This window comes from Nocardia sp. NPDC050793, assembly GCF_040654065.1.
Classification (GTDB): Bacteria; Actinomycetota; Actinomycetes; order Mycobacteriales; family Mycobacteriaceae; genus Nocardia.
This window is the reverse complement of the sequence record NZ_JBFAHG010000003.1, coordinates 213,867-239,326: the sequence shown is the minus strand read 5'-3', so window position 1 is coordinate 239,326 and position 25,460 is coordinate 213,867. Positions and strand designations below refer to the sequence as shown.

25 protein-coding genes and 1 pseudogene are annotated in these 25,460 nt (G+C 67.7%); 16 read left to right on the top strand and 10 right to left on the bottom strand.

Features of this window, described 5'->3' with window-relative positions:
- Nucleotides 1-197 precede the first annotated feature (197 nt).
- The 7 genes from AB0H50_RS11680 to AB0H50_RS11650 all read left to right on the top strand — a co-directional run bounded on the left by AB0H50_RS11680 (nucleotide 198) and on the right by AB0H50_RS11650 (nucleotide 6,959).
- Nucleotides 198-956: an ABC transporter ATP-binding protein gene (locus AB0H50_RS11680; protein ID WP_357450046.1), complete on the top strand. Its 759-nt coding sequence runs from the start codon at nucleotides 198-200 to the stop codon at nucleotides 954-956.
- Nucleotides 953-1,678, top strand: a complete 726-nt coding sequence (locus tag AB0H50_RS11675) for an ABC transporter ATP-binding protein (protein ID WP_357450043.1) — start codon at nucleotides 953-955, stop codon at nucleotides 1,676-1,678. Before AB0H50_RS11680 ends, AB0H50_RS11675 begins: the two co-directional genes overlap by 4 nt.
- A gap of 2 nt (nucleotides 1,679-1,680) precedes the next feature.
- Nucleotides 1,681-2,562 (top strand): branched-chain amino acid ABC transporter permease, encoded by an 882-nt coding sequence (locus AB0H50_RS11670; protein ID WP_357451520.1) that lies wholly within the window; start codon nucleotides 1,681-1,683, stop codon nucleotides 2,560-2,562.
- Nucleotides 2,559-3,626, top strand: a complete 1,068-nt coding sequence (locus AB0H50_RS11665; protein WP_357450041.1) for a branched-chain amino acid ABC transporter permease — start codon at nucleotides 2,559-2,561, stop codon at nucleotides 3,624-3,626. Before AB0H50_RS11670 ends, AB0H50_RS11665 begins: the two co-directional genes overlap by 4 nt.
- Nucleotides 3,616-4,866 carry an ABC transporter substrate-binding protein gene (locus tag AB0H50_RS11660; protein ID WP_357450038.1) on the top strand — a complete coding sequence of 417 codons (1,251 nt, stop codon included), beginning with the start codon at nucleotides 3,616-3,618 and terminating at the stop codon, nucleotides 4,864-4,866. Before AB0H50_RS11665 ends, AB0H50_RS11660 begins: the two co-directional genes overlap by 11 nt.
- 79 nt (nucleotides 4,867-4,945) lie before the next feature.
- Nucleotides 4,946-5,704, top strand: a complete 759-nt coding sequence (locus AB0H50_RS11655) for a hypothetical protein (protein WP_357450035.1) — start codon at nucleotides 4,946-4,948, stop codon at nucleotides 5,702-5,704.
- 97 nt (nucleotides 5,705-5,801) lie between these two features.
- Nucleotides 5,802-6,959 (top strand): acyl-CoA dehydrogenase family protein, encoded by a 1,158-nt coding sequence (locus tag AB0H50_RS11650; RefSeq protein WP_357450032.1) that lies wholly within the window; start codon nucleotides 5,802-5,804, stop codon nucleotides 6,957-6,959.
- 6 nt (nucleotides 6,960-6,965) lie between these two features.
- Here AB0H50_RS11650 and AB0H50_RS11645 read toward each other — a convergent pair whose 3' ends face one another.
- Nucleotides 6,966-7,880 (bottom strand): LysR substrate-binding domain-containing protein, encoded by a 915-nt coding sequence (locus AB0H50_RS11645; protein ID WP_357450029.1) that lies wholly within the window; start codon nucleotides 7,878-7,880, stop codon nucleotides 6,966-6,968.
- 106 nt (nucleotides 7,881-7,986) lie between these two features.
- Here AB0H50_RS11645 and AB0H50_RS11640 point away from each other — a divergent pair, with 106 nt between their 5' ends.
- From AB0H50_RS11640 to AB0H50_RS11615, 6 genes are all read left to right on the top strand, one after another.
- Entirely contained in the window at nucleotides 7,987-8,922 is a 936-nt protein-coding gene (locus AB0H50_RS11640) for a CoA-transferase (RefSeq protein WP_357450027.1), read from the top strand.
- Nucleotides 8,910-9,677 (top strand): CoA-transferase, encoded by a 768-nt coding sequence (locus AB0H50_RS11635; protein WP_357450024.1) that lies wholly within the window; start codon nucleotides 8,910-8,912, stop codon nucleotides 9,675-9,677. The genes AB0H50_RS11640 and AB0H50_RS11635 overlap by 13 nt, the downstream gene beginning before the upstream one ends.
- Nucleotides 9,678-9,750: 73 nt before the next feature.
- Nucleotides 9,751-10,536 (top strand): enoyl-CoA hydratase-related protein, encoded by a 786-nt coding sequence (locus AB0H50_RS11630; RefSeq protein WP_357450021.1) that lies wholly within the window; start codon nucleotides 9,751-9,753, stop codon nucleotides 10,534-10,536.
- Nucleotides 10,536-12,077 carry a 3-hydroxyacyl-CoA dehydrogenase gene (locus AB0H50_RS11625; protein WP_357450018.1) on the top strand — a complete coding sequence of 514 codons (1,542 nt, stop codon included), beginning with the start codon at nucleotides 10,536-10,538 and terminating at the stop codon, nucleotides 12,075-12,077. The genes AB0H50_RS11630 and AB0H50_RS11625 overlap by 1 nt, the downstream gene beginning before the upstream one ends.
- Complete coding sequence (locus tag AB0H50_RS11620; RefSeq protein WP_357450016.1) at nucleotides 12,061-13,215, top strand: acyl-CoA dehydrogenase family protein; 1,155 nt, start codon at nucleotides 12,061-12,063, stop codon at nucleotides 13,213-13,215. Before AB0H50_RS11625 ends, AB0H50_RS11620 begins: the two co-directional genes overlap by 17 nt.
- A 23-nt stretch (nucleotides 13,216-13,238) precedes the next feature.
- The gene (locus tag AB0H50_RS11615) at nucleotides 13,239-14,450 is read left to right on the top strand and encodes an acetyl-CoA C-acetyltransferase (RefSeq protein WP_357450013.1); all 1,212 of its coding nucleotides are present in this window, start codon (nucleotides 13,239-13,241) and stop codon (nucleotides 14,448-14,450) included.
- Between the two features lie 229 nt (nucleotides 14,451-14,679).
- Here AB0H50_RS11615 and AB0H50_RS11610 read toward each other — a convergent pair whose 3' ends face one another.
- Genes AB0H50_RS11610 through AB0H50_RS11595 form a run of 4 tightly spaced genes read right to left on the bottom strand, consistent with a single transcriptional unit; the run spans nucleotide 14,680 to nucleotide 16,795 of the window.
- On the bottom strand, nucleotides 14,680-15,264 hold the full coding sequence (locus tag AB0H50_RS11610) for a hypothetical protein (RefSeq protein ID WP_357450011.1): 585 nt from the start codon (nucleotides 15,262-15,264) through the stop codon (nucleotides 14,680-14,682).
- Nucleotides 15,252-15,740: a hypothetical protein gene (locus AB0H50_RS11605; protein WP_357450008.1), complete on the bottom strand. Its 489-nt coding sequence runs from the start codon at nucleotides 15,738-15,740 to the stop codon at nucleotides 15,252-15,254. The genes AB0H50_RS11610 and AB0H50_RS11605 overlap by 13 nt, the downstream gene beginning before the upstream one ends.
- Entirely contained in the window at nucleotides 15,741-16,466 is a 726-nt protein-coding gene (locus AB0H50_RS11600) for a hypothetical protein (protein ID WP_357450005.1), read from the bottom strand. It lies immediately after the preceding gene.
- On the bottom strand, nucleotides 16,466-16,795 hold the full coding sequence (locus AB0H50_RS11595; protein WP_357450003.1) for a type VII secretion target: 330 nt from the start codon (nucleotides 16,793-16,795) through the stop codon (nucleotides 16,466-16,468). Before AB0H50_RS11595 ends, AB0H50_RS11600 begins: the two co-directional genes overlap by 1 nt.
- Nucleotides 16,796-17,244: 449 nt before the next feature.
- Here AB0H50_RS11595 and AB0H50_RS11590 point away from each other — a divergent pair.
- Both AB0H50_RS11590 and AB0H50_RS11585 read left to right on the top strand, forming a co-directional pair.
- A pseudogene (locus AB0H50_RS11590) lies at nucleotides 17,245-17,477 on the top strand (transposase); the annotation flags it as partial.
- 14 nt (nucleotides 17,478-17,491) lie between these two features.
- Nucleotides 17,492-18,067: a hypothetical protein gene (locus AB0H50_RS11585; RefSeq protein WP_357450000.1), complete on the top strand. Its 576-nt coding sequence runs from the start codon at nucleotides 17,492-17,494 to the stop codon at nucleotides 18,065-18,067.
- Nucleotides 18,068-18,254: 187 nt separating this feature from the next.
- Here the strand turns inward: AB0H50_RS11585 and AB0H50_RS11580 are convergent, their stop codons facing one another.
- Together AB0H50_RS11580 and AB0H50_RS11575 are read right to left on the bottom strand one after the other, a co-directional pair.
- Nucleotides 18,255-18,500, bottom strand: a complete 246-nt coding sequence (locus AB0H50_RS11580; protein ID WP_357449998.1) for a hypothetical protein — start codon at nucleotides 18,498-18,500, stop codon at nucleotides 18,255-18,257.
- 177 nt (nucleotides 18,501-18,677) lie between these two features.
- Complete coding sequence (locus tag AB0H50_RS11575; protein ID WP_357449995.1) at nucleotides 18,678-20,450, bottom strand: GMC oxidoreductase; 1,773 nt, start codon at nucleotides 20,448-20,450, stop codon at nucleotides 18,678-18,680.
- Nucleotides 20,451-20,607: 157 nt separating this feature from the next.
- On the opposite strand from AB0H50_RS11575, the gene AB0H50_RS11570 reads away from it, so the two are divergent.
- Complete coding sequence (locus AB0H50_RS11570) at nucleotides 20,608-23,265, top strand: AAA family ATPase (RefSeq protein ID WP_357451519.1); 2,658 nt, start codon at nucleotides 20,608-20,610, stop codon at nucleotides 23,263-23,265.
- Here AB0H50_RS11570 and AB0H50_RS11565 read toward each other — a convergent pair.
- The 3 genes from AB0H50_RS11565 to AB0H50_RS11555 are packed head-to-tail and all read right to left on the bottom strand — an operon-like array spanning nucleotide 23,262 to nucleotide 25,301.
- Complete coding sequence (locus AB0H50_RS11565) at nucleotides 23,262-23,681, bottom strand: ester cyclase (RefSeq protein WP_357449992.1); 420 nt, start codon at nucleotides 23,679-23,681, stop codon at nucleotides 23,262-23,264. The genes AB0H50_RS11570 and AB0H50_RS11565 overlap by 4 nt on opposite strands.
- A 37-nt stretch (nucleotides 23,682-23,718) precedes the next feature.
- Nucleotides 23,719-24,135 carry a Dabb family protein gene (locus AB0H50_RS11560; protein ID WP_357449990.1) on the bottom strand — a complete coding sequence of 139 codons (417 nt, stop codon included), beginning with the start codon at nucleotides 24,133-24,135 and terminating at the stop codon, nucleotides 23,719-23,721.
- The gene (locus AB0H50_RS11555) at nucleotides 24,132-25,301 is read right to left on the bottom strand and encodes an MFS transporter (protein WP_357449987.1); all 1,170 of its coding nucleotides are present in this window, start codon (nucleotides 25,299-25,301) and stop codon (nucleotides 24,132-24,134) included. Before AB0H50_RS11555 ends, AB0H50_RS11560 begins: the two co-directional genes overlap by 4 nt.
- Between the last annotated feature and the right edge of the window lie 159 nt (nucleotides 25,302-25,460).

Sequence of the window (25,460 nt, the reverse complement as noted above, 5' to 3'; positions counted from 1 at the left end):
CGAGTGTCAACCGGCCCGAACGAGACATCCACCCTGTCCACGCCGGACAAACCGGACGTCCGAGATTGGGCCTCCGCGTCCGATGTGCGCCCTGACCAGGGTCTTTACGCTGACCACGATCCACAGGCCAGTCCACGGAGACTGCGCCGACCCGCTCGGAATTTTCACCCACGTCTCGGACGCGGGCCGGAGGACGAATGCTCGAGATATCCCACCTGACCGTTCGCTTCGGCGGCATCACCGCCCTGCACGACGTCGGCTTCGCCGTGGCGCCGGGCGAGATGGTCGGCCTGATCGGTCCGAACGGCGCGGGCAAGACCACCTTGTTCAACTGCCTGACCAGGCGGTACCAGCCCACCGAAGGCGTCATGCGCTACCAGGGTGACGACCTGCTGACCGTTCGTCCGGACGCGCTGGCCGAACTCGGCATCGCCCGCACCTTCCAGAACCTCGGCCTGTTCCCCCGCATGTCGGTGCGGGACAACGTCCTCGTCGGCGCGCACCACCGGGCTCGCGCCGGCTTCGTCTCCGCGAGCCTGCGGCTGCCGGGGGTGCGCAAGGAGGAACGGCGGCTGCGCGCCGAGGTCGACGCCTTGCTGGAGCGCTTGGACCTTGCCGACATCGCGGACCATCCGGCCGCAGGCCTGCCGTTCGGCACGCTCAAGCGGATCGAACTGGCGCGCGCGCTGGCCGTCGGGCCGCGCCTGCTGCTGCTCGACGAGCCGGTCAACGGACTCAGCCACGGTGAGGTCGACGTGTTCGCCGAGCGCCTACGCGCCCTGCGCACCGAGTTCGACCTGACGGTCATCGTCGTCGAACACCACATGGGATTCGTGATGGGCACCTGCGATCGGGTGGTGTGCCTGGAATTCGGCAGGGTCATCGCCGAGGGCGAACCCGAAGCGGTGCAACGCGATCCGGCGGTCATCCGGGCTTACCTGGGGACAGCGGCATGACCGACGAACCGTTCCTCACCATCACCGATCTGCGCGCAGGGTACGGCGCGGCCAAGGTGCTGCACGGGTTGAGCTTCTCGGTGGCCCGCGGCGAGGTCTGCGCGATCCTCGGCCCCAACGGCGCGGGCAAGACGACGTTGTTGCGGGCACTGTGCGGGATGATCCGGGTGCGCGGGGCGGTTCGCCTCGGCGACGCCGAAATCACCGGCCGCACACCGGAAGCCATCGCCCGCCTCGGCGTCGCGCACGTGCCCGAGGGCCGCGGCACCTTCCTGCCGCTGACCGTCGAGGAGAACCTCCGCCTCGGCGCCTATCAGCACCGCGACCGTGTCCGCACCGAGGCCGACCTGCGCCGGGTCTTCGACTTCTTCCCCATCCTGCGCGACAAGCTGCGCGAGACCGCGGGCGGACTGTCCGGCGGTCAGCAACAGATGCTGGCGATCGGCAGGGCGCTCATGTCCCGGCCCCGGCTGCTGCTGCTGGACGAGCCATCGCTCGGCCTCTCGCCCCTGGTCACCCAGGAGCTTTTTCAAATCGTGCACACCATCAACGAAGAGGAGCGCACCACCGTGATCGTCGTCGAGCAGAACGCGCATCTCGCGCTCGGCACCGCGCACCGGGCGCACGTCCTGGAAACGGGCCGAATCGTCTTGTCCGGCACCGCGGCCCAGATCAAGGCCGACGAGCAGGTCGCCGAATCCTATCTCGGATACCGGGTGTGACCATGGCCGGATTTCTGCAACAGATCATCGAAGGCCTCACGGCCGGAGCGCTCTACGCCGGGCTTGCCTTGGCGCTGGTGCTCATCTACCGGTTCACCGGCATCGTCAATTTCGCCCAGGGCGAGCTTGCCATGTTCTCGGCCTTCCTGGCCTGGCAGTTCGTCGAGAGCGGATGGCCGTTCTGGCTGGCGCTGCCCGCCACGCTCGCGGTGTCGTTCCTCGGCGGCATGCTGATCGAACGCGTGATCATCCGGCCCGTCGAAGGCGCACCGGAATTGACGCTGGTGATCGTCACCGTCGGCCTGTTCTTCTTCGTCAACGCCGCGGCGGGCTGGATCTGGTCCTACCAGGTCAAGTCGTTCCCGAACCCATTCCCGGAGGGCGCTTTCCGCGCCGGCGGCGTCACCGCGGGATACGGCAGCCTCGGTGTGCTCGCGGTGGTGGCCGCGGTGATGGGCCTGCTGTACTTGCTGTTTCGCTACACCAAGATCGGCCTGGCGATGCGAGCGGTCGCCTGCAACCCGCAGTCGGCGCGGTTGGTCGGCATCAGGGTGGGCACCGTGCTCGCGCTGGGTTGGGGCCTGGCCGCGCTGGTCGGCGCGGTCTCCGGGGTGCTGTCGGCGCCGCTGCTGTTCCTCGAGCCGAACATGATGGGCGGCGTCCTGATCTACGCCTTCGCGGCGGCGACGCTCGGCGGCTTCGACAGCCCGGGCGGCGCGGTGGCGGGCGGGCTCATCGTCGGGGTCGCCGAAACCCTCACCGGCGCTTACCTCGACGTCATCGGCACCGAACTCAAGATCGGCGTGCCACTGGTGATCATTCTCGGTGTCCTGCTGCTGCGACCGCAGGGGCTGTTCGGTCGCGCGGTGGTGGAACGGGTATGAGCGACATGGGAACTCGAAACACATCCGTCGCGGCGGAAACGTCCACTCCGCCGACCGAAACCGTCTCCCCGCGCACCGAATCGCGACGACTTCGGATGCCGGACTGGTCATGGCTCGCGATCGGCGCGCTGCTGCTGATCGCCTGTCTCGCACCGTTCCAGCTGGTGCCGTTCCGCACCTTCCAGCTGGCGCTGGCGATGATCTACGCGGTGGCCCTGCTCGGCTTGAACCTACTGGTCGGGCACACCGGCCAGATCTCGCTGGGGCACGGAGCGTTCTTCGCCGTCGGCGCCTATACCAGCGCGGTGTTGATGGACCGTTGGGACACACCGTATTTCGCGACCCTTCCGGTCGCCGCGGCGGTGGCCTTCGCGCTCGGGTTCGCCCTCGGCATTCCCGCGCTGCGGCTGCGCGGGCTGTATCTGGCGCTGGTCACCCTGGCCATCGCGATCTTCCTGGTGCCGCTGCTCAAGCGGTTCGAGTCGGTCACCGGCGGCTCCATGGGGCTGACGCTGACCAAGCCCGCGCCGCCGGTGTGGACCGGTTTGGCCGAGGACCAGTGGCTGTACTTCCTGGCGCTGCTCGTCACTGTCACGAGCTTCCTCCTGGTGGCCGGGCTGCTGCGGTCGCGGGTCGGCCGGGCGCTGCACGCGATCCGCGACAACGAGATCGCCGCCGAGGTGATGGGCGTGCGCCTGGCCTTCTACAAGACCCTCGCCTTCGCCTGCGGCGCCATGCTCGCCGGAGCGGCAGGCTGCGTCTACACCTGGGTGATCGGGTTCGTCTCCCCGGATTCCTTCGCCGTCGGGTTGTCCATCACGCTGCTGGCCGGGTTGGTGGTCGGCGGGCTCGGCGGCCAGTGGGGGCCGCTGCTCGGCGGGCTCTTCGTGATGTACGTCCCGAGCTTCGCCCAGGACCTCAACCAGGCCGCCCCCGGAGTGATCTTCGGGCTGCTGATCATCGCGGTCATGTACCTCGCGCCCAACGGATTGGCCGGACTCATCGGCCGCACGGCGCGCTGGCTCGAACGTCTCGTTCGGAAAGGGAAGAACAATGCGCACTAAGGCAATCCGCGCCGCCGGCGTCGCGGCCGCCGTCCTGCTCGCGGTCTCCGGCTGCGGCGGCCGCGGCGACGCGGGCAGCACCGTCGGGCAGGGCGAATGCCGTGGTCAGCAGACCACCGGCATCTCCGACAGCAGCATCAAGCTCGGCGGGGTCTACCCGCTGTCGGGTCCGGCCTCCGCCTACGGCGAGCTGCCCAAGGGCGTTCGCGCCTACTTCGACTACCTCAACGCCGAGCACGGCGGAATCGGTGGCCGCACTGTCGAGTACCTGGTCCGCGACGACGGCTACCAGCCGCCCAAGACCGTCGAGGAGACCCGGCGGCTGGTGGAGCAGGATCAGGTGTTCGCCGTCTTCCAGACGCTGGGCACCCCCACCTCCTCCGCCGTGTGGGATTACCTCAACCAGCGCAAGGTACCCCAGGTGTTCGTCGCGGGTGGCGCGACGAAATGGGGTGCGGACGACGGACATCCGTGGACCATCGGCTGGCAGCCCAGCTACCGCGCCGAGGGCCGCGCCTTCGCGCAGTACGTGCGCCAGCAGAAGGCCGACGCGACCGTGGCCGTGCTCTACCAGAACGACGACTTCGGCAAGGACCTGCTGACCAGCTTCACCGAGGCCGTCGCGGGCAGCGGCGTCCGGGTGGTCGCCGAGCAGAGCTACGAGGTCACCGACCCGACCGTGGAACCGCAGGTACGCAATCTGGCGGGCTCGAAAGCCGATGTGCTGCTGAACTTCTCCACGCCGAAGTTCGCTTCCCAGGCACTGGCCGCCGAGCGGCGCAACACCGACTGGAACCCGCTGCACATCCTGACCCAGGTGGCCAACACCATCAGCACGCTGAAACCGGTCGGCCTGGACAACGCCCAGGGCGTGGTGTCGGCGGCGTTCACCAAGGACCCGTCCGACCCGCAGTGGTCGGCCGATCCCGCGATGCGTCTCTACCAAGAAAAGCTGGCCAAGTACGCGCCCGGCGCCGACCCGACCAACCAGTACACCGTGGTCGGCTGGTCGGCCGCCGAGAGCTTCCACAAGACGATGGAAGCCGCGAAATGCCCCACCCGCGAGGGACTTCGCGACGCCATGCGCTCGCTGAACGATGTCGGCATCGACCTGCTGCTGCCCGGCATCACGCTGAAGACCGGCGAAGGCGACGCGTTCCCGATGGAGTCCCTGCGCATCCAGCGGTTCGAGGGTGACCACTGGGTGCTCACCGGCGACGTCATCGACACCGGCCGGTAAACCACTCCCCCACCACGTGCCGCGGCGCATTCCGGCGTCGTCGGCAAGCACGAAGAAAACCGATCGATGAGGATCAACAATGAAACTGCGAAACAGCGTCGTGACCGCAGCTCTGGCGGCCGTTGCCGTCGGTGTCGGCGGTGCGGGCGTCACCAACGCCCAGCCCGCCGAGGAACAGGGTGCGGTGCACTACGAGGTCACCCGCCAAGGTGATTCCGCCGTGGTGACCATCGGCGACGGCAAGTTGCGCGTGGTCGCGGACCAGCTGGTGGTCACCGACACGCACGACACCCCCGTCGCCGCCGTGCCGCTCACCTACCGCATGGACGCCATGGCGTATCCGATCGCGGCGCGGGTCGAGGGTGACCGCGCGATCCTGACCCCGTCCCGCGAGGGCGGAAAGCCGGTGGCCGCGGTGTCGCCGAACGAGGTCATCAGCACGGATCAGGCGGCCAAGCAGGTCGCCGAATCCTTCACGCCGCGTGACCAATCCGCGCTCGGCGTGTTCGCCCAGCGGATGACCATCAGCGCCGCGGTCAGCGCTGTCGTCGGCGCGGTGCTCGGCGGCGGCGTCGGCTGCCTGCTCGGCGGGGCGGCAGGCGCCACGGTCGCCAGCCCGGTGATCGCGTTGCTGCTGCCCTGGGTCGGCGCCACCATCGCCGGGTGCGTGCTCGGCGCCGCCACGCTGGGCGCGGTGGGCGCCATGGTCGGACTGATCACGGTGGGCGGCCCGATCGCGCTGTTCTCGGCGTTCCAGTACTTCTCCACCATCATCGCCCCCTGCCCGGCGGAACTGCCCTACTGCAAGGACCCCTCGGTTCCGGCGCCCCCGAAGTAGTTCCGCGAGAACACAACCCGCAGGCCTGTCCGGCGCACAACCGGGCAGGCCTGCTCGGCGGTGCTCATGCGCCGCCCCGACATGGAAGGAAATCATCGTGCGCAGAGAAGTTTTCGAGGCCGACCACGAGGCGTTCCGGGAGACCGTCCGGTCCTTCATCGAGTCCGAGGTCGTGCCGGTCTACGACAAGTGGTACGCCGACGGCATCGTGCCCCGCGACTTCTACTACAAGCTCGGCGAACTCGGCGTGTTCGGCATCGAGGTGCCCACCGAATACGGTGGCGCAGGCATCGAATCGTTCTCCTTCCAGGCCGTGCTCACCGAGGAGATCGCGCGCGCCGCGGTATCCTTCGGCGGCTCCAGTGTGCATGTGTCGCTGTGCCTTCCGTACCTGAAGGCGCTGGCCACCGAGGAGCAGAAGCGGCGCTGGTTGCCCGGGTTCGTCAGCGGCGAGACGATGTTCGCCATCGCCATGACCGAACCCGGCACCGGCTCGGATCTCGCGGGCATCCGCACCACCGCGACCCTGTCCGAGGACGGCACGCACTACGTGCTCAACGGCGCCAAGACCTTCATCACCGGCGGCGTGCACGCGGACCGGGTCATCGTGTGCGCGCGCACCGCCCCGACCACGGCGGAGGACCGCCGCTACGGCCTGTCCCTGCTCGTGGTGGACACCAGCTCTTCCGGCTACTCCGTCGGGCGGAAGCTGGACAAGCTGGGTCTGAAGGTCTCCGACACCGCCGAACTCACCTTCACCGACGTCCGGGTGCCCGTCGAGGATCTGCTCGGCGAGGAGCACCGCGGCTTCTCCTACCTCGGCCAGAACCTGCCTCAGGAGCGGCTCAGCATCGCCGTCGGCGCCTACGCCCAGGCCAAGGCGGCCGTCCGCTTCGCGCACCAATACACCAGGGACCGTTTGGTATTCGCCAAGCCGGTGGCCAGCTTCCAGAATACCAAGTTCGAGCTGGCCGCCTGCCGTGCCGAGGTGGACGCCGCCGAAGCGGTCGTCGATCGGGCATTGGCCGCGCACGATCGCGGCGAGCTGACGCCCGCCGACGCCGCCTCGGCGAAGCTGTTCTGCACCGAGACCGCCTCCCGCGTGATCGACCGCTGCCTGCAACTGCACGGCGGCTACGGCTACATCACCGAGTATCCGATCGCCCGGCTCTACGCCGACAACCGCGTCAACCGGATCTACGGCGGCACCAGCGAGGTGATGCGCATGATCATCGCCAAAGACATGGGCCTGTAGCGGATTTCAGCGCTCGCCCGGCGCAGGCTCGGGCGGGGTCGGCAGCACCTCTTCGGCCACCTCGAGCACGGCGGCGAGGGCGCGCGAGGTGTTGTCGGCCCGCCAGGCCAGGGCGGAGGCGAGCGCGGGCACGTCGCCGCGCAATTCCTTGTAGACCATGCCGGACCGGTGGATGTGCTGCACCGAGGAGACAGTCAGCGTCACGCCGACCCCGGCGGCGACCAGGTCGAGGATCGTGTACGAGTCCGGGGCCTCCTGCACGATGCGCGGTGTGAACCCGGCGTCGAGCGCCGTGCGCACCAGATGGTCGCGCACGCTCGATCCCTGCGTGCCGGGGAAGGTGACGAAGGCGTCGTCGGCGAGGTCGGCGACATCGATGTCGGGGGCGTCGGCGAGCGGATGCTCCACGGGCAGCGCCGCGACCACCCGCTCGTACTGGATCACCCGCACCGCGACGCCCTCGCGCCGCACCGGCAGCCGGACGAAACCGAGATCCAGCTCGCGCGCCGCGACCAGGTTCAGCGCGGCGCCCGCGTAGGTCTGCCCGCGCAGGCGCACCTCGATGCCGGGGTGCGCGGCGCGCACCGCCCTGGTCAGCGTCGGCAGCGCCTCGTGGCTACTGGCGCCGGCGAAGCCGATCGAGACCCGGCCGACCTCGCCACGGCCGGAGGCGACCGCCGCCCGCCTGGCCAGCTCGATGTCGTCGAGCACCTTGCGCGCGTGCGGCAGCAGCACCTCGCCCGCGGCGGTCAACCGCACCGAGCGCGTGTTCCGTTCGAACAGCGCGACCCCGAGTTCCTTTTCCAGCGCACGGATCTGCTGGCTCAGCGGCGGCTGGGCCATGTGCAGGCGCTCGGCGGCGCGGCCGAAGTGCAACTCCTCGGCGACCGCGACGAACCCGGCGAGATGACGGAACTCCACGACGTCCCCATTCGGTAAGAATCGGTATCACTGCATTGCGAATTGAGTATTGGACTATATCGGTCGAACAAGGCACCGTGAGGATCGATCCGAACGAAGGAGCCCGATGCCCCGGTCCAAGCAGCTGACGATGCGCGAGGCCATCGCCGCGTTCGTCGACGACGGCGCGACCGTGGCCTTGGAGGGATTCACCCATCTGATCCCGGTCGCCGCCGGTCACGAACTGATCCGCCAGCGCAGGCGCGACCTGACGTTGGTCAGGATGACGCCCGACATCGTCTTCGACCAGCTGATCGCGGCGGGCGCGGCGCGCGCGATGATCTTCTCGTTCACCGGCAACAGCTCGGTCGGCTCACTGCACGCCATCCGCAGGGCCGTGGAGCGCGGGGAATCGCGCGGCATCGAGATCGAGGAGTACAGCCACTTCGGCCTGCTCGCCCGCTATCTCGCCGGAGCCGCGAATCTTCCCTTCTACCCGCTGCGTTCGTACGCGGGCAGCGATCTGCCCGCGCACAATCCGCGCATCGCGAAGGTGGCGTCGCCGTTCCCCGACCCGGACGGCGGTGTCGAGGAGATCTACGTGGTCCCGCCGATGCGGCCCGACGTCGCGATCCTGCACGCGCAACGCGCCGACCGCGCGGGCAACGTCCAGGCGTGGGGCATTCTCGGCCCGCTCCAAGAAGTGGCGTTCGCGTCGGCCCGCACCATCGTCGTGGTCGAGGAGATCGTCGACGACGAGGTGATCCGCGCCGACCCGAACCGCACCGTGATCCCCGGATTCGCGGTCGACGCGGTCGTCGAGTGCCCGCGCGGTGCGCATCCCTCCTTCGTGCAGGGGTACTACGACCGCGACAACGACTTCTACCGATCCTGGCCCGAGATCAGCAAGGACCCCGCCGCGCTGGACCGGTGGCTGCACGAATGGATCTACGACCTGCCCGATCACGCCGCCTACCTGGAAAAACTCGGTACTGGCTACTTCGACCGCCTCATCCCGGAGCCCGCCATGTCCCACCCCGTCGACTACGGATGCACCCCGTGACGACCACCAGTGAGCTGCTGACCGTGCTCAGCGCCCGCCACCTGCGCGGCAAACGCCGGGTCTTCGCCGGGATCGGCCTGCCGACCCTCGCCGTAGCGCTGGCGCGGGCGACCACCTCGCCCGACCTCGAGCAGGTGTACGAGTCGGGGGTCTGCGGCGCGCATCCCCCGCGCCTGCCGCAGACCATCGGCGACGCACCGCTGGCCACCGGTGCCGAGGCGATCCTCGGGATGCACGCGCTCTTCGGATACGTCTTGCAGGGCGGCTACATCGACGTCGGCTTTCTCGGCGCGGCCCAGATCGATCCCTTCGGCAGCCTCAACAGCACCGTGATCGGCGATTACGCGGCTCCAGCCGCGCGGTTGCCCGGAGCGGGCGGGGCCACCGAGGTGATGGCCAACGCCGACGAGGTCTTCGTGGTCCTGCGGCGCCACGACCCGCGCTCGTTCGTCGAGCGGCTCGATTTCACCACCAGCCCGGCGCCGTCGGTGGCGCGCCGGGCCGAGCCTCGGGTGCGCACCCGGGGGCGCGGCGTGACGACCGTGATCACCCCACTCGGCGTGCTCACAGCAGATGAAGACGGCCAATTGCGGCTCACCGCAACGCATTCCGGCGTTTCCGTCGAGCAAGTACTGGCCGCCACCGGCTGGCCGCTTCGGGTGGCGGGCACCGTCACCGTCACCGAACCCCCGACCGCAGCGGAGCTCGACCTGCTGCGCACCACCATCGATCCGACCAGGGTGTATCTCCGATGAACGAACGCAGTGAGCGAAATTTGTGCCAGCGCGCCTCGCGCATATCGGGGCCGAGCGCCAGCGAGGTCTCGGCATGAGTGAAGCTTCCGTCCTCCGTTCCGACCTGTCCGGTGAACACGCGGGCATCCGCGTGCTGCGCATCTCCCGGCCGCAGGCCCGCAACGCGCTGAATCTGCCGACGAAAATGCTGCTCGCTGAAGAACTTTCGGCAGCGGACGCCGATCGCGCCGTACGCGCCGTCGTCCTCACCGGTGACGCGGGCGTTTTCGTCGCGGGAACGGACCTGAAGGAGATGAGCACGTACCGCCCCACCGATCTGCTCGCGCAGGAGACCGGCAAGGTGTTCTCGGTGCTCGACGAACTCGGCACACCCGTGATCGCCGCGGTCGAAGGCTACGCGTTCGGCGGCGGATGCGAACTCGCGATGGCGTGCGATCTCGTCGTCGCCGGGGCGTCGGCGCGGTTCGGCCAGCCGGAGATCCGGGTCGGGCTCATTCCGGGCGCGGGCGGACTGAGCCGCCTCGTGCAGCGGGCAGGACGGGCGCGCGCGTTGCGCATGGTGCTCACCGGCGAGCCGATCGACGCCGTGACCGCACAGCAGATCGGCATCGTCGCCGACATCGTGCCCGACGGCACCGCGCTGGACGCGGCCGTCGACATCGCGGCGACCATCCTGCGCCAGCCGCCGTTGAACGTCCGCGCGATCCGCAGCATTGCGCGGCACGCCGAGAACGCTCCGCTGAACACCGCGATCGCCTTGGAACGCACGACTTTTCAAATGTTGTTCGACACCGCCGATCACGCCGAGGGCATCGCCGCCTTCCTCGCCAAGCGCTCCCCGACCTACGAAGGACACTGATGGAACCGATCGAACGCATTCGCATCGTCGGCGCGGGCGCGATGGGCCGCGGCATCGCGCAGGTCGCCGCGACCGCTGGATACCGCGTCGAGCTGACCGACGCCGACGACGCCGCGGTGCGCGCCGCGCTCGAGTTCGTCGCGTCGATGGTTCACCGCTCCGTCGACAAGGGCAAACGCAGCGCCGAGGAGGGCGAGGCCATCCTGGCGCGGCTCACGGCGGGCACCGCCCCGACCGCACCCGCCGCCGACATCGATCTGGTGATCGAGGCCGTGGTCGAGAAGCTTCCGGTCAAGCAGGCGATCTTCGCCGAACTGGAGAGCGCGACGCCGAACGCCGTGCTCGCCTCCAACACCAGTTCGCTGTCCATCACCGCGATCGCGTCGGCGCTGCACGATCCCTCTCGGCTCATCGGGCTGCACTTCTTCAACCCGGTTCCGCTGATGTCGCTGGTGGAGGTCGTTCCGGGCCTGCGCACCGCGCCCGAACTGCTCGACACCGCAACATCTTTCGTGACCCGGCTGGGCCACACCCCGATCCTGGCGCGGGACACCCCCGGGTTCCTCGTCAACCACCTCGGGCGCGCCCTGCCCAGCGAGGCGCTGGCCATCCTGTCCGAACAGGTCGCCTCCCCCGCCGACATCGACCGCATCGTCCGCGACACCCTCGGCCTGCGGATGGGCCCGTTCGAGCTGATGGACCTCACCGGATTGGACGTCAGCCATCCCGTCATGGAGACCGTCTCCGCCGGGTTCTACGGCGACCCGCGCCTTCGGCCCTCCCCGATCGCGGCCACCCGCGTCGCCGCCGGTCTGCTCGGACGCAAGACGGGCGAAGGGTTCTACCGCTACGAAGACGGTGCACCGCGGCTGCCCGCCGAGCCCGAGATCACGCCGGACGCCGCGGCCATCCCGGTCCATGTCCACAATCACCCCGATTTCGCGGCGATACTGCGGCGATCCGGAGCGACGGTGCTCGAAACTCCCGGCGCCGAGGTGGTCTCGCTCGTCCTGCCGATCGGCGAACCGACCTATCGGGTCGCCGCCCGCTACGGCCTCGACCCTGCCCGCACCCTCGGCATCGATCCGCTCGGGATCGATCGCCGCCGCCTCACCGTGATCGTGCCGGGTGCCGTCGACCTCGTCGTCGTCGCACCGGCATTGCGCGTCCTGGCCGCCGCCGGTTACACCCCGACACCGACCGCCGACGTCACCGCCCCTGTGGCGCAACGGATCCTGGCCGCCATAGTGAACCTGTCCTGCGCCCTCGCCGAGCACGGCATCGGCACACCCGAGGACATCGATCGCGGCGCGCGCCTCGGTCTCGGCTATCCGCTCGGACCGCTGGAATTCGGCGAGTCGGTCGGCACCGAGCGGATCACCGCGATACTCGACGGCTTGTACGCCTACACCCGCGATCCCCGCTACCGGGTGAGCACCTGGCTCCGTGCCCGCGCCGAGCAGCGGATCCCCTTGCACGCCAGGGGCGCCCGTCCCGAAGACCTGCTCCCGAACCGAGGAACCGATGTTCGTTCTCGATGACACGCACCGCGAGATCCGCGCGCTGGCCGCCGATTTCGTCGACACCGAGATCACCCCGCATGCGCGCGACTGGGACCGCGCCGAAACCGTCGACCTTGCCATCGTCGAACGACTCGGCGAACTCGGCTTCCTCGGGCTCGGCATCGCCGAGGAATTCGGCGGCACCGAGGTCGACATGCTCTCCTACATCCTGGTCTGCGAGGAACTCGGGCGCGGCGACTCCGCTGTGCGCGGCATCGTCTCGGTGTCGCTCGGGCTGGTCGCCAAATCGATTGCCGCGCACGGCACCGACGAGCAGAAACACCGGTGGCTCCCGGAGCTGACCGCGGGCCGCGCGCTCGGCTGCTTCGCGCTGACAGAACCCGACAGCGGCTCCGACGCGGCCTCGCTGCGCACCAAGGCGGTGCGCGACGGCGACGACTGGGTGATCTCCGGCGAGAAGATGTTCATCACCAACGGCACCTGGGCCAAGGTCGCCCTGGTGTTCGCGCGCACCTCGGCCGAGGGCGGCAAAGGCATCACCGCCTTCCTCGTGCACACGGACACACCGGGTTTCACGGCGACGACCATCCACGGCAAGCTCGGGCTGCGCGGGCAAGCCACGGCCGCGCTGTCGTTCGAAGAAGTCCGAGTGCCCGACTCGGCGCGTCTGGGCGCGGTGGGCAAGGGTCTCGGTATCGCGTTGGGCGCCTTGGCCAAAGGGCGCATCTCCGTGGCCGCGGGCAGCGTCGGAGTCGCGCAGGCGGCCCTCGACGCCGCGGTGCGCTACTCGACCGAACGCACCCAATTCGGCAAGCCCATCGCCACCAAACAGCTCGTCCAGGAACTACTCGCCGACTCCGCACTGGACGTCGAATCCGCCCGCCTGCTGACGTGGAAGGCCGCTTCGCTCGTCGACGCGGGAGCGTCGCGGGACGAGGTGCAGCTCGCCTCCTCCATGGCCAAGCTCGCGGCCAGCGAGACCGCCGTGCGAGTGAGCAACAACTGCCTGCAGGTGTTCGGCGGCTACGGCTTCATCGACGAATACCCGATGGGCAAATACCTGCGCGACGCGCGCGTGCTCACCCTCTACGAAGGCACCAGCCAGCTGCAGAAGCTCATCATCGGCCGCGCCCTCACCGGCATCGACGCGATGTGATCGCCCCTCCCATAAGGACAACCATGCCCGACGCAGTCATCTGCGAACCGTTGCGTACACCCGTCGGCCGGTTCGGCGGCGTACTCAAAGACGTTCCACCGCAACAACTCGCCGCCACCATCATCACGGAACTGGTGCGACGCACCGGCATCGACGGCTCCTCGATCGACGACGTGATCCTCGGCCAGGCCTCCCCCAACGGCGAGGCACCCGCTATCGGCCGAATCGCCGCCCTCGACGCGGGCCTCGGCATCGACGTGCCCGGCCTCCAGGTCGATCGGCGCTGCGGCTCCGGACTCCAGGCCGTCATCCAGGCCTGCCTGCAAGTCGCCTCCGGCGGCAGCGATCTCGTGCTGGCCGGTGGCGTGGAGTCGATGAGCCAGACCGAGTTCTACGCGACCGGAATGCGGTGGGGCGTCAAGGGCGACGGCGTCGCGCTCGCGGACCGGCTGGCCAGGGCGCGTGTCACCGCAGGCGGACGCGACTTCCCCGTGCCCGGCGGAATGATCGAGACCGCGGAGAACCTGCGCGCCGAGTACGCGATCAGCCGGTCGGACCAGGACGCGCTGGCCGTGCTCTCCCACCATCGCGCCGTAGCCGCCCAGCTCGCGGGACGATTCGCCGACGAGATAGTCGGAGTCCCTGTTCCGCAACGCCGCTCGGCACCTGTCCTTGTCGACACCGACGAACACCCGCGCGCCGACACCACCCTCGAGGCGCTGTCCACACTGCGACCGATCCGGGCTTCGGTGGACCCCGAATCCACCGTCACCGCAGGCAATTCCAGCGGCCAGAACGACGGCGCGGCCCTCTGCCTCGTCACCACACCGGAGCACGCGCGCAAGCTCGGACTTCGCCCGCTGGCCCGGCTGGTCTCTTGGGCCGTGGCGGGCGTCGCCCCGCGCACGATGGGCATCGGCCCGATCCCCGCGACCGAACGCGCCCTCACCCTCGCCGGCCTCACCCTCGCCGACCTGGACGTCATCGAACTGAACGAAGCCTTCGCTGCCCAAGTCCTCGCCGTGCTGGGCCGCTGGAACATCGAACCCGACGATCCCCGCCTCAACCCCAACGGTTCCGGCATCTCCCTCGGCCACCCCGTCGGCGCCACCGGCGCCCGCATCCTCGCCACCCTGCTGCGCGAAATGGACCGCAGGGAGGCGCGATACGGCCTGGAGACGATGTGCATTGGCGGCGGCCAAGGTCTCGCCGCGGTCTTCGAACGACTTTCCTGATCCAGCCCGCTACGAGGCTAGGGGTCCAGCTTCAACCTGCCCACGGGGCTGCCGCATGTTCGCGGTGCAGCGAAGGATGGCTTCGCCACCTCAGAGCGGCTCGCCTTCCCCGCAGTTGCGTGGCACGGTCTGACTTAGTTCCTGTGAACAAGCTGATCGTTTAGCGGCGCCGATAGGCTTGGCTGCGAAAATGCTTGGGCCCCTGTTGTGGTGGGCTCCGGTGGGACGTTCAGCGATTCCCGGCCCGATCTTGCTCGACCGCGGCCACGAAATCCGGGTGTGCGGAAACGATCAGCTGGTCGGCTGTTTCGTTCATCCAGACATCGGCGAAATAGTCGGAGCGACTCCAGGACAGCATCGCCACGAGCAACGCGATCGGCATGCATCCGGGCACGATCATGAAAGCCAAAGGTAGATAGAGCGGTTCGAGTTCGAGCGCCCGTGCGATGAGGACGGCCGCGATTGTCAGTGGTATCGCCAGCAGTGCCAGCAGCGCGATTCGACGGAAGCGCCGGATTTCGTGGAGACAGAACTCGCAGGCCGGGCAGTCGAAGCGGACGCGCGCCAGGACGGGGTCCCGCCGCCCCGGTTTCATGGAGCGCAACATGGCTCGCGGTGTCGGCAGCTCCGATAGTGGGCCACTGGAATTGACTGCGCAGGAACGGGTCTCACTGGCGGTGAGACCGTGCTCGCTGCACAACCCCGGCATCCGCTCGGTGAGAACGAGCTCCGTCGGTGCCGTCGCGAGAGTCGGCGTCCAATCCGGGTTGACCTCAGTGTCGAAGACCACCTGCGCCCTGGTCACTGCAGCCATCCGCGCTGCTGGCGGTCCCGGAAGTATTCGTCGTCCTCGTCGTCGTCATCAGTCGGGGTTACGATGCGATCGCGGTTGGGCTTGCGGGTGCCCGGGATGACGGCGTTCCCGGCGGGCGCCGGCCGATCCGCGGGAGGGGGCGTCGGCTGGTCCGACGGCTGCTGGTCCTCTAATGGTTCAGACCGGAGTCGCACCAACTCGGCTTCGCCTTGGGCGGCCAGCCGTTGCCGTTCCTCCTCCGGCATGTCCGCGAACTGCTGCATGGCGGCGGGCAACGTGCGATCGAGCACCCGATTGAATGCCTCGCTGTGCATCAATTCGCGTGCGCTGCCCTTGCCTTCGAGGACACCGCGCAGCTGCTCCTTCAATTGCGGATCGGTGGCGGTATGCATCAGCACCCGAATCGCCCGGGACAGTTGGCGCGAGGCCCCGAGGTCGCCGTGGGCCAGATCATGAATCGGCTCGGGCGCGTTCATTCAGGCTCCAGGGTGGTCGTAGGTGGCGGTGGGCAGGCTCGGCATATCGGCGGACTCGACCACCGCGACCACGCCGAAACCGACCCCGGCGATGGCCTCGAGTGCGACATACGCGGCGTTGAACTTCTCGACCAGCAGGCCCCATTCCGCGATCACCTTCGCCGTGGTCGCGGTGGCGGCGGCGACCAGGGCCGCCGTTGCGAAAATTCCGACGCCGGTGAGCGCGGAGGCCTTGACCGCGGCCCACTCGATCACCGCCATAGCGCCCCAGTCCAGCAAGGTCTGCAAGGCATTACTCATGGCGGTGGAGAGGTGGTACGCCGTCGACGCGAAGCGGTTGATCTCGGTCACCATCTCCTTCAATGGCTCGACCTGCGCGGAAATGGCTGTCGAGAGCTTCGTGAAATAGGCTTGGGCGCTGGTCGCCGCGTTACCGTCCCACGTCGCGTCGACAGTCGTCGCGGCGGACTTGACCGATTCGGAGAAGCTCGCGCTGTAGGAAGCCAGGTTTTCCACCGCCTTGCCCGCCTTCTGCAAGGCCTCCCAATCACCGGAGATCTTGGTGGTGAACCACTTCAGCGGGTCCGTCCCGAGGACATTTTCGCACCACTTACAAGCCCAGTACGTCGGCGAAATGGCGTTCGACGTGATGAGGAACTCGAAACTGTCGTTGAGTGGGTCCTCGAGCGAAGGTTCCGCCAGGTGCTCGGACGGCGTCTTGGTCATCAGTTGCTGCCTGTGGAGTACGTGCGGTCCAACTCGTCGGCGCGCGCGTGGTCGGTGGTCCGGTAAACCTGCGCGACCTTGGTCAATTCGGTCGCCGCAGCCTCGGAGAGGGTGCCGAGGGTGGCGTAATTGGTCTTCAGCTCGTTGTGCGCCTCGGCAACGGCGCTCAACCCGGTACGGATGAGCCCGCCGTCGCCCCACACGGTGCTGTCCAGGACCAGCCACTTGTCCAGATAGGTCGCGACATTCGCATTGGCCTCGGCCAGTGTCTTCAAAGCCGCGGCGAACGTGTCCACTGCGGTTGGATCGACTTTGAAAGTCTCCGACATCGGATCTCCCCTCCCGGCCGTGCGCTGGCCGCTCTACACCGAAGCACCTTCACACAAAATGCCTGCTCAGCGCAACTTCGCCGATATCTCGGCGGCGGCGGGTGGCAACCGTCCCGACCGCGGACGACCTGCGGCAGCCCCTGTGCGCGTCTTGGTGCCTGTGAGAGTACAACGACATTGGTGGATCTTTTGCCGCAGTGGATGGTTCAGCAACCCCGTTGCTGCCAGGCGGGTTCCGCCCCTTTCCCGCCCGACACGCAGGGCCCAAGCCATCCCCACGCATAGCCCCCTACGCGGCAGCGATCAGTTTGTTCACAGGCACTCAGATCACGCCCCGACCGGCCATGAGACCGGACTGCCAGGGACGCTGTCAGGATCCGCCGGAAGACGAAACCACAGCAGTTCGCCGGGAATACCGACCCGTGGTCGACAGGCTTGCTCGGAGAATGATCCCGGATGCGTTGTGGGACATCGTGAAACCACTGCTACCGGAGTTCACAGCCAGACCACAGGGCGGCGGGACTGTGCCGGTGGACGAGCGGCAGTGTTCACCGCAGTGGTGTTCGTGTTGACCAGCGGGTGTGCGTGGCGGCATCTGCCGCCGTCGTTCGGGGTGAGCGTTCCGACCGCGCATCGCCGGTTCATGGTGGATGACCGTGCGTCGTCGCTGTTCCAGCGAATGGCATAGTGAATCAGGTGCCGAATCTCGCGTTCTACGCCGTCGACGAGGATTGGTCGGCTGTCCTTGACGTCGTGTTCGAACTCGACCTCTTCCGGGTCTTCGAAAGCCGGTCCGAACCAGGCCACGAATTGCGAGAGTTCTCTACCGCAGCGGAGATTCCCCGAACCAGGCCACTGATGTTGTTGGTCAACGGCGCCGGACCGGAACCCCTGGCGCGACAGGTCGATACTGCCGCACACACAATCAGCGACGCCCCATTTCACTACATCTGCGAGGGATGGGGACTGATCCAGCTCCATTACGGCGGCCCTGTCAGCGCCCAGGAGTTACGCTTGACCCACACCAATCACAACACAGCCAAGCGTGCTGCGGCATGGGCGGCGACTGTGCCCTATCTGGGAGAACCAGCCGCCTGGGACTGGCCGACGGTGACAAAGGCTTCGAACAAGCTCAACCGCCGCATCCGACAGATGTCGGTCGGCAAGATCGGCTCACACCCGGTACTGCCCCACGCGCAGAAACATATTGCACGCAACGCGCTCCGGCACGAGTACGGCACAGGTATCCATGCGGTCCCTGCCCCGGGCTAATTCAGCTAGCGAGGAGCGGACCATACGCCGGACGTATAGCGACTGGCAATCAGCACCACCAACGCTTACGGAAGAACCGGGAGCGCCCGGCGAACTCACCTCGGCATCATCCCAAGAACTTTCCCGACCGCTATCCGAACCTGCTCGAACCACCGGAGGGAGCGGAACGCCAGCTGACAGGTCCGATTCAGCTGCCGCTGCCGCCATTGGATCCGCCGCCGAGACCACCGCGCTCCGTGGTGGTCGGGGGTTTGGTCGCCGTCGACGGCTGCGGCACCGTCGTCCGCGGCGCCGACTGGGTGGTCCGCGGCGCGGTGGTGGTGACCGACGCCGCTGGCTTGGGCGCCTTCTTCGGTTGGGCAGACCCGCACCCCGTGGCGAGCAGCGATGCGGCCACCGCAGCCGGCAGCGCATACGCCACTCGCCGCGACATGCGCCGTCCGCCAGCACCGAAACCACCAGATGACTTGCCGCGCACGGACTTCCCCCCTTGTTACCGATCGAGCGGACCGATGTTAACAGCAGGCGAATCGAGAGCGACGCGTGGGCGACAGTGGCCGTGCGGGCGGAGCAGATCCGGACCTGGCTGGACGAGGGTCTGACGCCACGGTTACAGATCGCTGGCGACGATGTTCTCGATATTCCGTTCCGCCAGAGCCGTAATGGTGACGAAGGGATTGACGCTCGTATTACCCGGAATCAGCGACCCGTCGATGACGTAGAGCCCGGCGTAGCCGGGCAGGCGACCGTAGTTGTCGGTTGCCTCGTTCAGCACGCAACCGCCCAGCGGGTGGTAGGTGAAGTCGTCGCCCCAGGTCTTGTAGACGCCGAAGAGGTCGGTCCGGTAGATCGTCCCCTCCTTAGTATTGATCTTGTCGAAGATGCGCTTGGCGGCATCGATGGCGTACTGGTTCTGGGAGGTCTGCCAACTCAGATCGACGTTGCCGGTACCGGAGTTGAAAGTGAACTGGCCGCGATTCGGGTTCTTGGTGATCGCCAGGTACAGGCTGACGTAGGTCTCCAGCCCCGCGGGGAAGGGCGCGACCTCGGCGAAGGCCGGGCCGCCCGCATCGGCCCAGTTGTCGATACCCAGGCACGGCATGCTGGATTGCAGTACGCCGGTGCCGTCCCACATGTGATTGGCGCGGCCCACCATCACATTGCCGTTGTTGCCCCACTTCTTGCCGACGGCATCGGGCAGGTCCGGCAGTTTGCCCTGCGCTTTCATGGCAACCAGCAGCTTCGAGGTGCCGATACTGCCCGCCGCGAAGAACACCTTCTGTGCCACAACGGCTTTGGTTGCCACTGTGGCACCGCTGGTATTGATCTCGTTCATCTCCACCCGATAGCCGCCCTCTGTGGGCGATACGGCGGTGACGGTGTGCATGGGGGTGATACGCACCTTGCCGGTCCCGGTGGCCGCGGCCAGATACGTCTTGTCCAGCGACCGCTTGCCGTGGTTGTTGCCGTAGATGACCTCGCCGGCCAGTGCCGACCGGGTGACCTGCTCGGCCTGCTCCTTCTTCATGTACTCGAAGTCGTAGACATTCGGCACGAAGGTCCAGCCGAAGCCGGAGCGTTCCGCGTGTTTGCGCCCCACGCGCGCGAATTGGTAGCACTCCGCGCTCTCGAACCAGGTCTGGTCGATATTGTTCACGCCGAGACCGGCATTGGCGCGCGGATAGTAGAGGTTGTACATCTCATCGGCGTTCACCGAGGGCAGGATGGCCGCGAAGTTCTCCCGTTTGGGCGTCACCGCCATACCGCCATTGACCAGCGAGCCACCGCCGACGCCCCGGCCCTGGTAGACACGAATCCCGCTGAATTGCTCGGAATCCAGTACGCCCGTGTACCTTTCGATGTCCTTGTTGTAGCTGCTGCCCGCGAAGTAGCCGACCGGCTGATCGGTGCGGTCACGCAGCCAGTAGGACCGCCCATCGGGTTTCAGCACGGGACAGAAGATCTTGCCGTCGGAGCCTGGCGTCGTCCACGACATGCCCATTTCCACCACGGTCACCTGCACACCCGCCTGCGCGAGCCGCAGTGCGGCGACCGATCCCCCGTATCCGCTGCCGATGACGAGCGCGGGAACCTTCTCCCCATCCGCCAGCGGTGCCGCGGTTGCCCGCGCCATGGACCTCCCCACCAGCGCGGCGGCAGCAGTGAAACCTGTTGCAGCTAGGAACCAGCGCCTGCTCACCCCCCGGCCGTACCGATTACCAACAGGCATTTCATGGGTGTGAACAGGCAACGCCGCCTCCTCATCGAGACTTGAATTGGAACTCGTTATAGCCATGCGAAACGCGACTGCGCGGAACTTTCCGGACAAGCCGGAAAACTTCCGATCCTGGACCGAAAGGAGAAGCGTGAACAGAATGTTCATCGCCAACGCCGCTGCCGCACGGAACGCCGGCGAGCGGCCGTGGCGCACCTGATGCGTGAAGATCCAACGCCTGTGGCGCGAGGAAAGGCTGCAGGTGCCGCAACAGCGGCGGCGCAAACGAATCGGGACCTCAACGGTCGAGTTGGGTGGTTGCTTCGTGCGGTGTCACGTACGGTTGCGCGCTGTGCAGAATGGTTCGTCGTTAGTCGGTAGACAGGACGAGATCGGTCGACTGGAAGGGCTTACGCGCTCGGCTGCCGAGGGCCGGGGTGGTGTGCTGGTACTTCGGGGGGAAGCAGGCATCGGCAAGAGCGCGCTGCTCGAGCAAGTCAGCCGAGCGCCTGGATTCCTGGTGCTGCAGGCGTCCGGGTCGGAGTTCGAGTCCGAGTTGCCCTTCGCCGCACTGCACCAGCTGTGCGTGCCGGTGTTGGGGCGGGTGGATGAGATGCCAGAGCCCCTGCGAGTTGCGTTCGGCCAGGCCACCGGCGCGCCGGAGATGCTTCGCATCGGGTTGGCTGTCCTGGAATTGCTCAGCGGGGCTGCGCGTAATCGCCCTGTGCTGTGTGTGATCGATGACGCGCATTGGCTCGACGATGCATCGACCAGGGCATTGATGTTCCTTGCCCGCCGGATCGCTTCGGAACCGGTCGCGATGGTCTTCGCAGCTCGCGAGGGGCTCGATGAGCTTCCCGGTATGGAACTGGAGGGTCTGACCGACGACGAGGCGCGTGGGCTGTTGCGGTCCACGCTCGATCCTCGGGTGCGTGACCGGATTCTCGCCGAGGCGCGCGGTAACCCGCTGGCGTTGCTGGAGTTGCCACGCACCGATGGATTCGCTCTCCCACAGACGTCGTCGGTGGCGAACCGGGTGGAGCGTGGATTCCAAGCCAGGCTGGCGGCCTTGCCCTCCAAGGTGCAGCTGCTGTTGACTCTCGCCAGTGCCGAGCCGACCGGCGACCCGGCCCTGTTGTGGGCGGCGGCCGGCGAACTCGGCATCGATGTCGATGTGAGCAGCGCTGCGGAAGTGTCGGGCCTGATCGAATTCGGCACGCGGGTGCGGTTCTGTCATCCGCTGGCGAGGTCGGCTGTCTACCGGGCTGCTGAGGCAACCGAGCTGCATACCGTGCACCAAGCGCTGGCAGGGGTAACCGATCCGATCACCGACGCCGACCGCCGCGCCTGGCACCGAGCGCATGCCGGTGCCGGGCCGAACGAAGCCGTCGCCGCCGAACTGGAAGCATCCGCGTCACGGGCTCAGGCCCGATGCGGCGTCACGGCCGCGGCAGCGTTCCTCGAACGCGCCGCAGCGCTGTCGCTGGACCCGATCGAACGCATAGGACGCACACTCGCAGCTGTGCGGCTCACCCTGGAAGCAGGTGCTGTCGAAGCAGCCTCGGATCTGCTGACCACCGTGGACACCAGCGGCTTGGACGACGAGGCGCTCGCTCGAGTCGATCTGCTTCGCGGGCAGATCGCGTTCAGCCGGCACGGCGACGGGAACGGCCCGCGTTTCATGCTCCGCGCCGCGCAGCGGCTGGCCGCTGTGGATCCGGCATGGTCGCGCGACTGCTACCTCGACGCGCTGGAAATGGCGTTGGCAGTCGGCCGCGCCAGCGGGGTGATGGACCGGGTGATACGTGCGGCCGGTTCCGCCCCGCGGGCTCCGGCACTACCGGACATCCTCGACGCACTACTGACGCTGACCACCCAGGGGCACCGGGCGGCGTCGTCCTTGCTGCGGTCGGTCGTCACCGATGTCGGCGTGTACTCTGCCCGTCCCGCACTGGCCACGGTGGTCGCGGCCGAACTGTGGGACATCGACGCGCACAACGTGATCACCGAGTGGATCATGAAAACCGGTCGTAGTTCCGGCTCGCCGGTCATGCTGCGGCTCGGCCTTGCCCAGGTGGCCTCCGGCGCCGTGCACACCGGTGACTTCGCCACGGCGATGTCGGCGATCGCGGAAGAGGCAGCGATCGCCGACGCGGTCGGCGCACCACCGATGATGTACCCGCAGCTGCACCTGGCCGCCTTCCGCGGCCGTCGGCAGGAAGCGCGCGAACTCTTCGACGCGGCGGCAGCAGCGGCTGACACTCGCGGAACCGGGCAGCTCATCGCCAACACCCACTGGGCCCAATCGGTGCTGGGTAACGGTCTGGCCGACTATCCGGCCGCGCTGGCCGCCGCTCAGCAAGCCGCAGCCGGTGGTGACCTGTTTCTCGCCGGCATCGCCCTGCCGGAACTGATCGAGGCAGCGGTGCACTGCGGCCGCGGCACCGAAGCCGAGGCCGCGCTGGCGGCACTGACCGAACGCACCCAGCCGAGCGGCACGGTGTGGGCTGCCGGAGTCACCGCATGCGCCCGCGCCCTCGTCACCGGGGACGAACCGGCATATCTGGAAGCCATCGACATCTTCGACGGAACCCGGCTCGCGCCGTACCTTGCTCGGACCGAGCTGCTGTACGGGGAATGGTTGCGCCGCCAGAACCGCAAACTCGATGCACGCCAACGGCTCCGCAGTGCACACAACCGGTTGTCGGAGTTGGGGATGGAAGCGTTCGCCCGTCGTGCCGCAGACGAACTGCGGGCTACCGGAGCCCAGGCCGGGAGCCGTTCCACCCGCACCCACGACGAGCTGACCATGCAGGAAATGCACATCGCGCGCCTCGTGGCCGCCGGTGCGACGACCAAAGAGGTCGCCAACCGCCTCTTCCTCAGCCCTCGCACGATCGATGCCCACCTGCGCAACATCTTCCGCAAGCTGGGCATCACCTCCCGCAGACAACTGCGGGAGGTGCCCGACCTGAAGCTTTAGGAAATGCCCAGCTGCTGGACGACCCACATGCTGTCGGCGTTGGCCCAGTACTCAGTGATCAGGTTGTCGGTCACCTTCAGGATGTCGGTGCCGAAGAACTCGATCGGAGTCGGTCCGGGCGCGGCACCGGGGAGACCGGACTGGTAGGTCCCGCGAGCGAGCCAACGCAGCACCAGGTAGGGATCATCGACCAGTGGCCCGACCTGAACGGTGAAGCGGAGGTCGGGGACAGCTGTCCGGATGCCACCGACCCAGGTGTCGAGGTTGTCGCGGCCGGCAGTGTCTGCGGGTGGTCCCCCCAGCAGCGGTGCGGCATGGGAGACGAAATCCGGGTGGACGGTGCGTTCGACCAGTGACAGGTCACCGTTCCATATGTCGGCCCAGGCCTGGGCGATCTTGTCGTAGGACATTGTCATGGTCCTCCTTCGTCTCGGTAAGGGGTCGGTGCCGCGGCTATTCGCCGTGCTGGCCGGGGGCGGCGCTGCCGCTGTATTCGCCGAGCTCGGAGACCAGCTCGGTGATGTCGGGCATGCTGTCGTAACGGCGCTGGTGCAGCTCGGCGATCTTGTCGGCCATCTGCGGGTCCTCGTCGTCGGTGATGTCGAACGACATGAACTTGTCCACGAGGGGCAGCCCGACCCGATCGGTGTTGAGGTGGGCAGGATGCACGAGGTATTCCCAGTAGCCCTCGAGGTCCTCGATGGCGAACACCGCGCCGTAGTGGTATTCGCCGCCGTAGTCGGGGCCGACGACGAAGGACTTCACCGACGGGATGACCCGGCCTTGGTTGCGCAGGCTCTCGAGCGCCTCTTCGACCTGCTCAGGGGTGGCGTCGGCCTTGATGGTGAATCGGTTGCCGTGGTAGATCATGCGACTTTCCTGTTCTTGTTCTGTTGCAGGGTGAACAGCGCGGCCATGGCCGCGCCCACGGTCATCGCGACACCGCTGAGGGCGAAAGTGCCTGCGACGCCTATGGTCTGGATGAGTGGTTGGATGGCCAGCGGTGAGAGGAACTGGCCGAGGAAGATCCCGGTGACGAGTCCGCTGAGGGCTTGGCCGCGCCGGTCCGGGGCTGCCAGGTCGGCGAGGCGCAGGTTGAGGTTGGGCACAACGAGGCCGACACCGATGCCGCCGACGAGCAGTCCGGCCACGATCAGCGCGACAGATCCCGCGGTGCCGATGACCAGCCAGCCCAGCCCCAGCAGCCCGATGCTGGTGGTGGTGATCGCGGTGGGTGTGACCTTGCTGCGCAGGGCCGGAAAGGCCAGAGCGCCAACGACGCCGGTCAGTGTGCTCCCGGCGACCACGATTCCGGTGACCGCGGGGCCGACGTGGAAATCGGTGAGCAGGAACGGCAATTGGGTCGGTGCCATGTAGAACGCGAGTGTCGCGACCAGAGCGAGTGCGTAGATTCCGTAGACGCGCAGCGAGTTCCGCGACGCGCCGGAGGCGGCGACGGGTGTGGCGGCGCGGGCGGGCTCACCGATCGTCAGCACGGCAAACGGCAAGATCAGTGCGGACACAGCGTATATCCAGAACGGCAGTTTCCAGTCCAAGCCGGCCAGTACACCGGCCAGTGGCAGGAACACCACTCCACCGAGGCTCGCCGAGGCCTGCTGCATCCCGAGGAACGAGGCACGCCGTGGTCCGTCGAACCAGTCGGTGATCAACGCACCGACCGCCGTCATGATCCCGCCGACCGCGACACCGAGCAGCGCTCGGGTGGCCAGCAGCACTGCCAGATCAGAGACGAAATAGCCTGCGGTGCCCGCCACCGCGTAGAGCGCCAAGCTGCCGACGAGCAACGGTCGCCGCCCGACACGGTCGGCGACGGTGCCGCTCAGCGGGGCACTGATCGCGATCGCCAGCGACGTGACCGTCAGGGCCAGCCTGACCAGTACATCTGCCGTGTCGAAGACCTCGGTCATCGCAGGCAGACTCGGCGCGATGATGGCCGCGGCCATGATGGTCAGCGTGGCCGCGGCCAGCAGCGTCGCCTGGGCCACCCGCGGGGGTGCGTGCCGGGCGGTGGTCATCGTTCCTCCTCGTCGTTCGTCGACGAGATGGAGACTTCCAGTGACACAGGGTGTTTCGCGTCGGCGAAAGATACCTATTCACATCGCAGGCAACCGCCTAGGTGGATTTCACCGACGCGACCGACTGACCTGCCGAATTTCAGCGAGCAGGGTCTACGC

Bases quoted from the DNA above. Each gene is read 5' to 3' on its own strand.
- AB0H50_RS11575 (WP_357449995.1), bottom strand. From the start codon at position 20,450: ATGAACATTCTGTTCACGCTTCTCCTTTCGGTCCAGGATCGGAAGTTT.
- AB0H50_RS11620 (WP_357450016.1), top strand. From the start codon at position 12,061: ATGTTCGTTCTCGATGACACGCACCGCGAGATCCGCGCGCTGGCCGCC.
- AB0H50_RS11675 (WP_357450043.1), top strand. From the start codon at position 953: ATGACCGACGAACCGTTCCTCACCATCACCGATCTGCGCGCAGGGTAC.
- AB0H50_RS11665 (WP_357450041.1), top strand. From the start codon at position 2,559: ATGAGCGACATGGGAACTCGAAACACATCCGTCGCGGCGGAAACGTCC.
- AB0H50_RS11560 (WP_357449990.1), bottom strand. From the start codon at position 24,135: ATGATCTACCACGGCAACCGATTCACCATCAAGGCCGACGCCACCCCT.
- AB0H50_RS11680 (WP_357450046.1), top strand. From the start codon at position 198: ATGCTCGAGATATCCCACCTGACCGTTCGCTTCGGCGGCATCACCGCC.
- AB0H50_RS11555 (WP_357449987.1), bottom strand. From the start codon at position 25,301: ATGACCACCGCCCGGCACGCACCCCCGCGGGTGGCCCAGGCGACGCTG.
- AB0H50_RS11580 (WP_357449998.1), bottom strand. From the start codon at position 18,500: ATGTCGCGGCGAGTGGCGTATGCGCTGCCGGCTGCGGTGGCCGCATCG.
- AB0H50_RS11610 (WP_357450011.1), bottom strand. From the start codon at position 15,264: ATGGCTGCAGTGACCAGGGCGCAGGTGGTCTTCGACACTGAGGTCAAC.
- AB0H50_RS11615 (WP_357450013.1), top strand. From the start codon at position 13,239: ATGCCCGACGCAGTCATCTGCGAACCGTTGCGTACACCCGTCGGCCGG.
- AB0H50_RS11670 (WP_357451520.1), top strand. From the start codon at position 1,681: ATGGCCGGATTTCTGCAACAGATCATCGAAGGCCTCACGGCCGGAGCG.
- AB0H50_RS11655 (WP_357450035.1), top strand. From the start codon at position 4,946: ATGAAACTGCGAAACAGCGTCGTGACCGCAGCTCTGGCGGCCGTTGCC.
- AB0H50_RS11595 (WP_357450003.1), bottom strand. From the start codon at position 16,795: ATGTCGGAGACTTTCAAAGTCGATCCAACCGCAGTGGACACGTTCGCC.
- AB0H50_RS11565 (WP_357449992.1), bottom strand. From the start codon at position 23,681: ATGACAATGTCCTACGACAAGATCGCCCAGGCCTGGGCCGACATATGG.
- AB0H50_RS11630 (WP_357450021.1), top strand. From the start codon at position 9,751: ATGAGTGAAGCTTCCGTCCTCCGTTCCGACCTGTCCGGTGAACACGCG.
- AB0H50_RS11660 (WP_357450038.1), top strand. From the start codon at position 3,616: ATGCGCACTAAGGCAATCCGCGCCGCCGGCGTCGCGGCCGCCGTCCTG.
- AB0H50_RS11600 (WP_357450005.1), bottom strand. From the start codon at position 16,466: ATGACCAAGACGCCGTCCGAGCACCTGGCGGAACCTTCGCTCGAGGAC.
- AB0H50_RS11625 (WP_357450018.1), top strand. From the start codon at position 10,536: ATGGAACCGATCGAACGCATTCGCATCGTCGGCGCGGGCGCGATGGGC.
- AB0H50_RS11605 (WP_357450008.1), bottom strand. From the start codon at position 15,740: ATGAACGCGCCCGAGCCGATTCATGATCTGGCCCACGGCGACCTCGGG.
- AB0H50_RS11635 (WP_357450024.1), top strand. From the start codon at position 8,910: ATGCACCCCGTGACGACCACCAGTGAGCTGCTGACCGTGCTCAGCGCC.
- AB0H50_RS11640 (WP_357450027.1), top strand. From the start codon at position 7,987: ATGCCCCGGTCCAAGCAGCTGACGATGCGCGAGGCCATCGCCGCGTTC.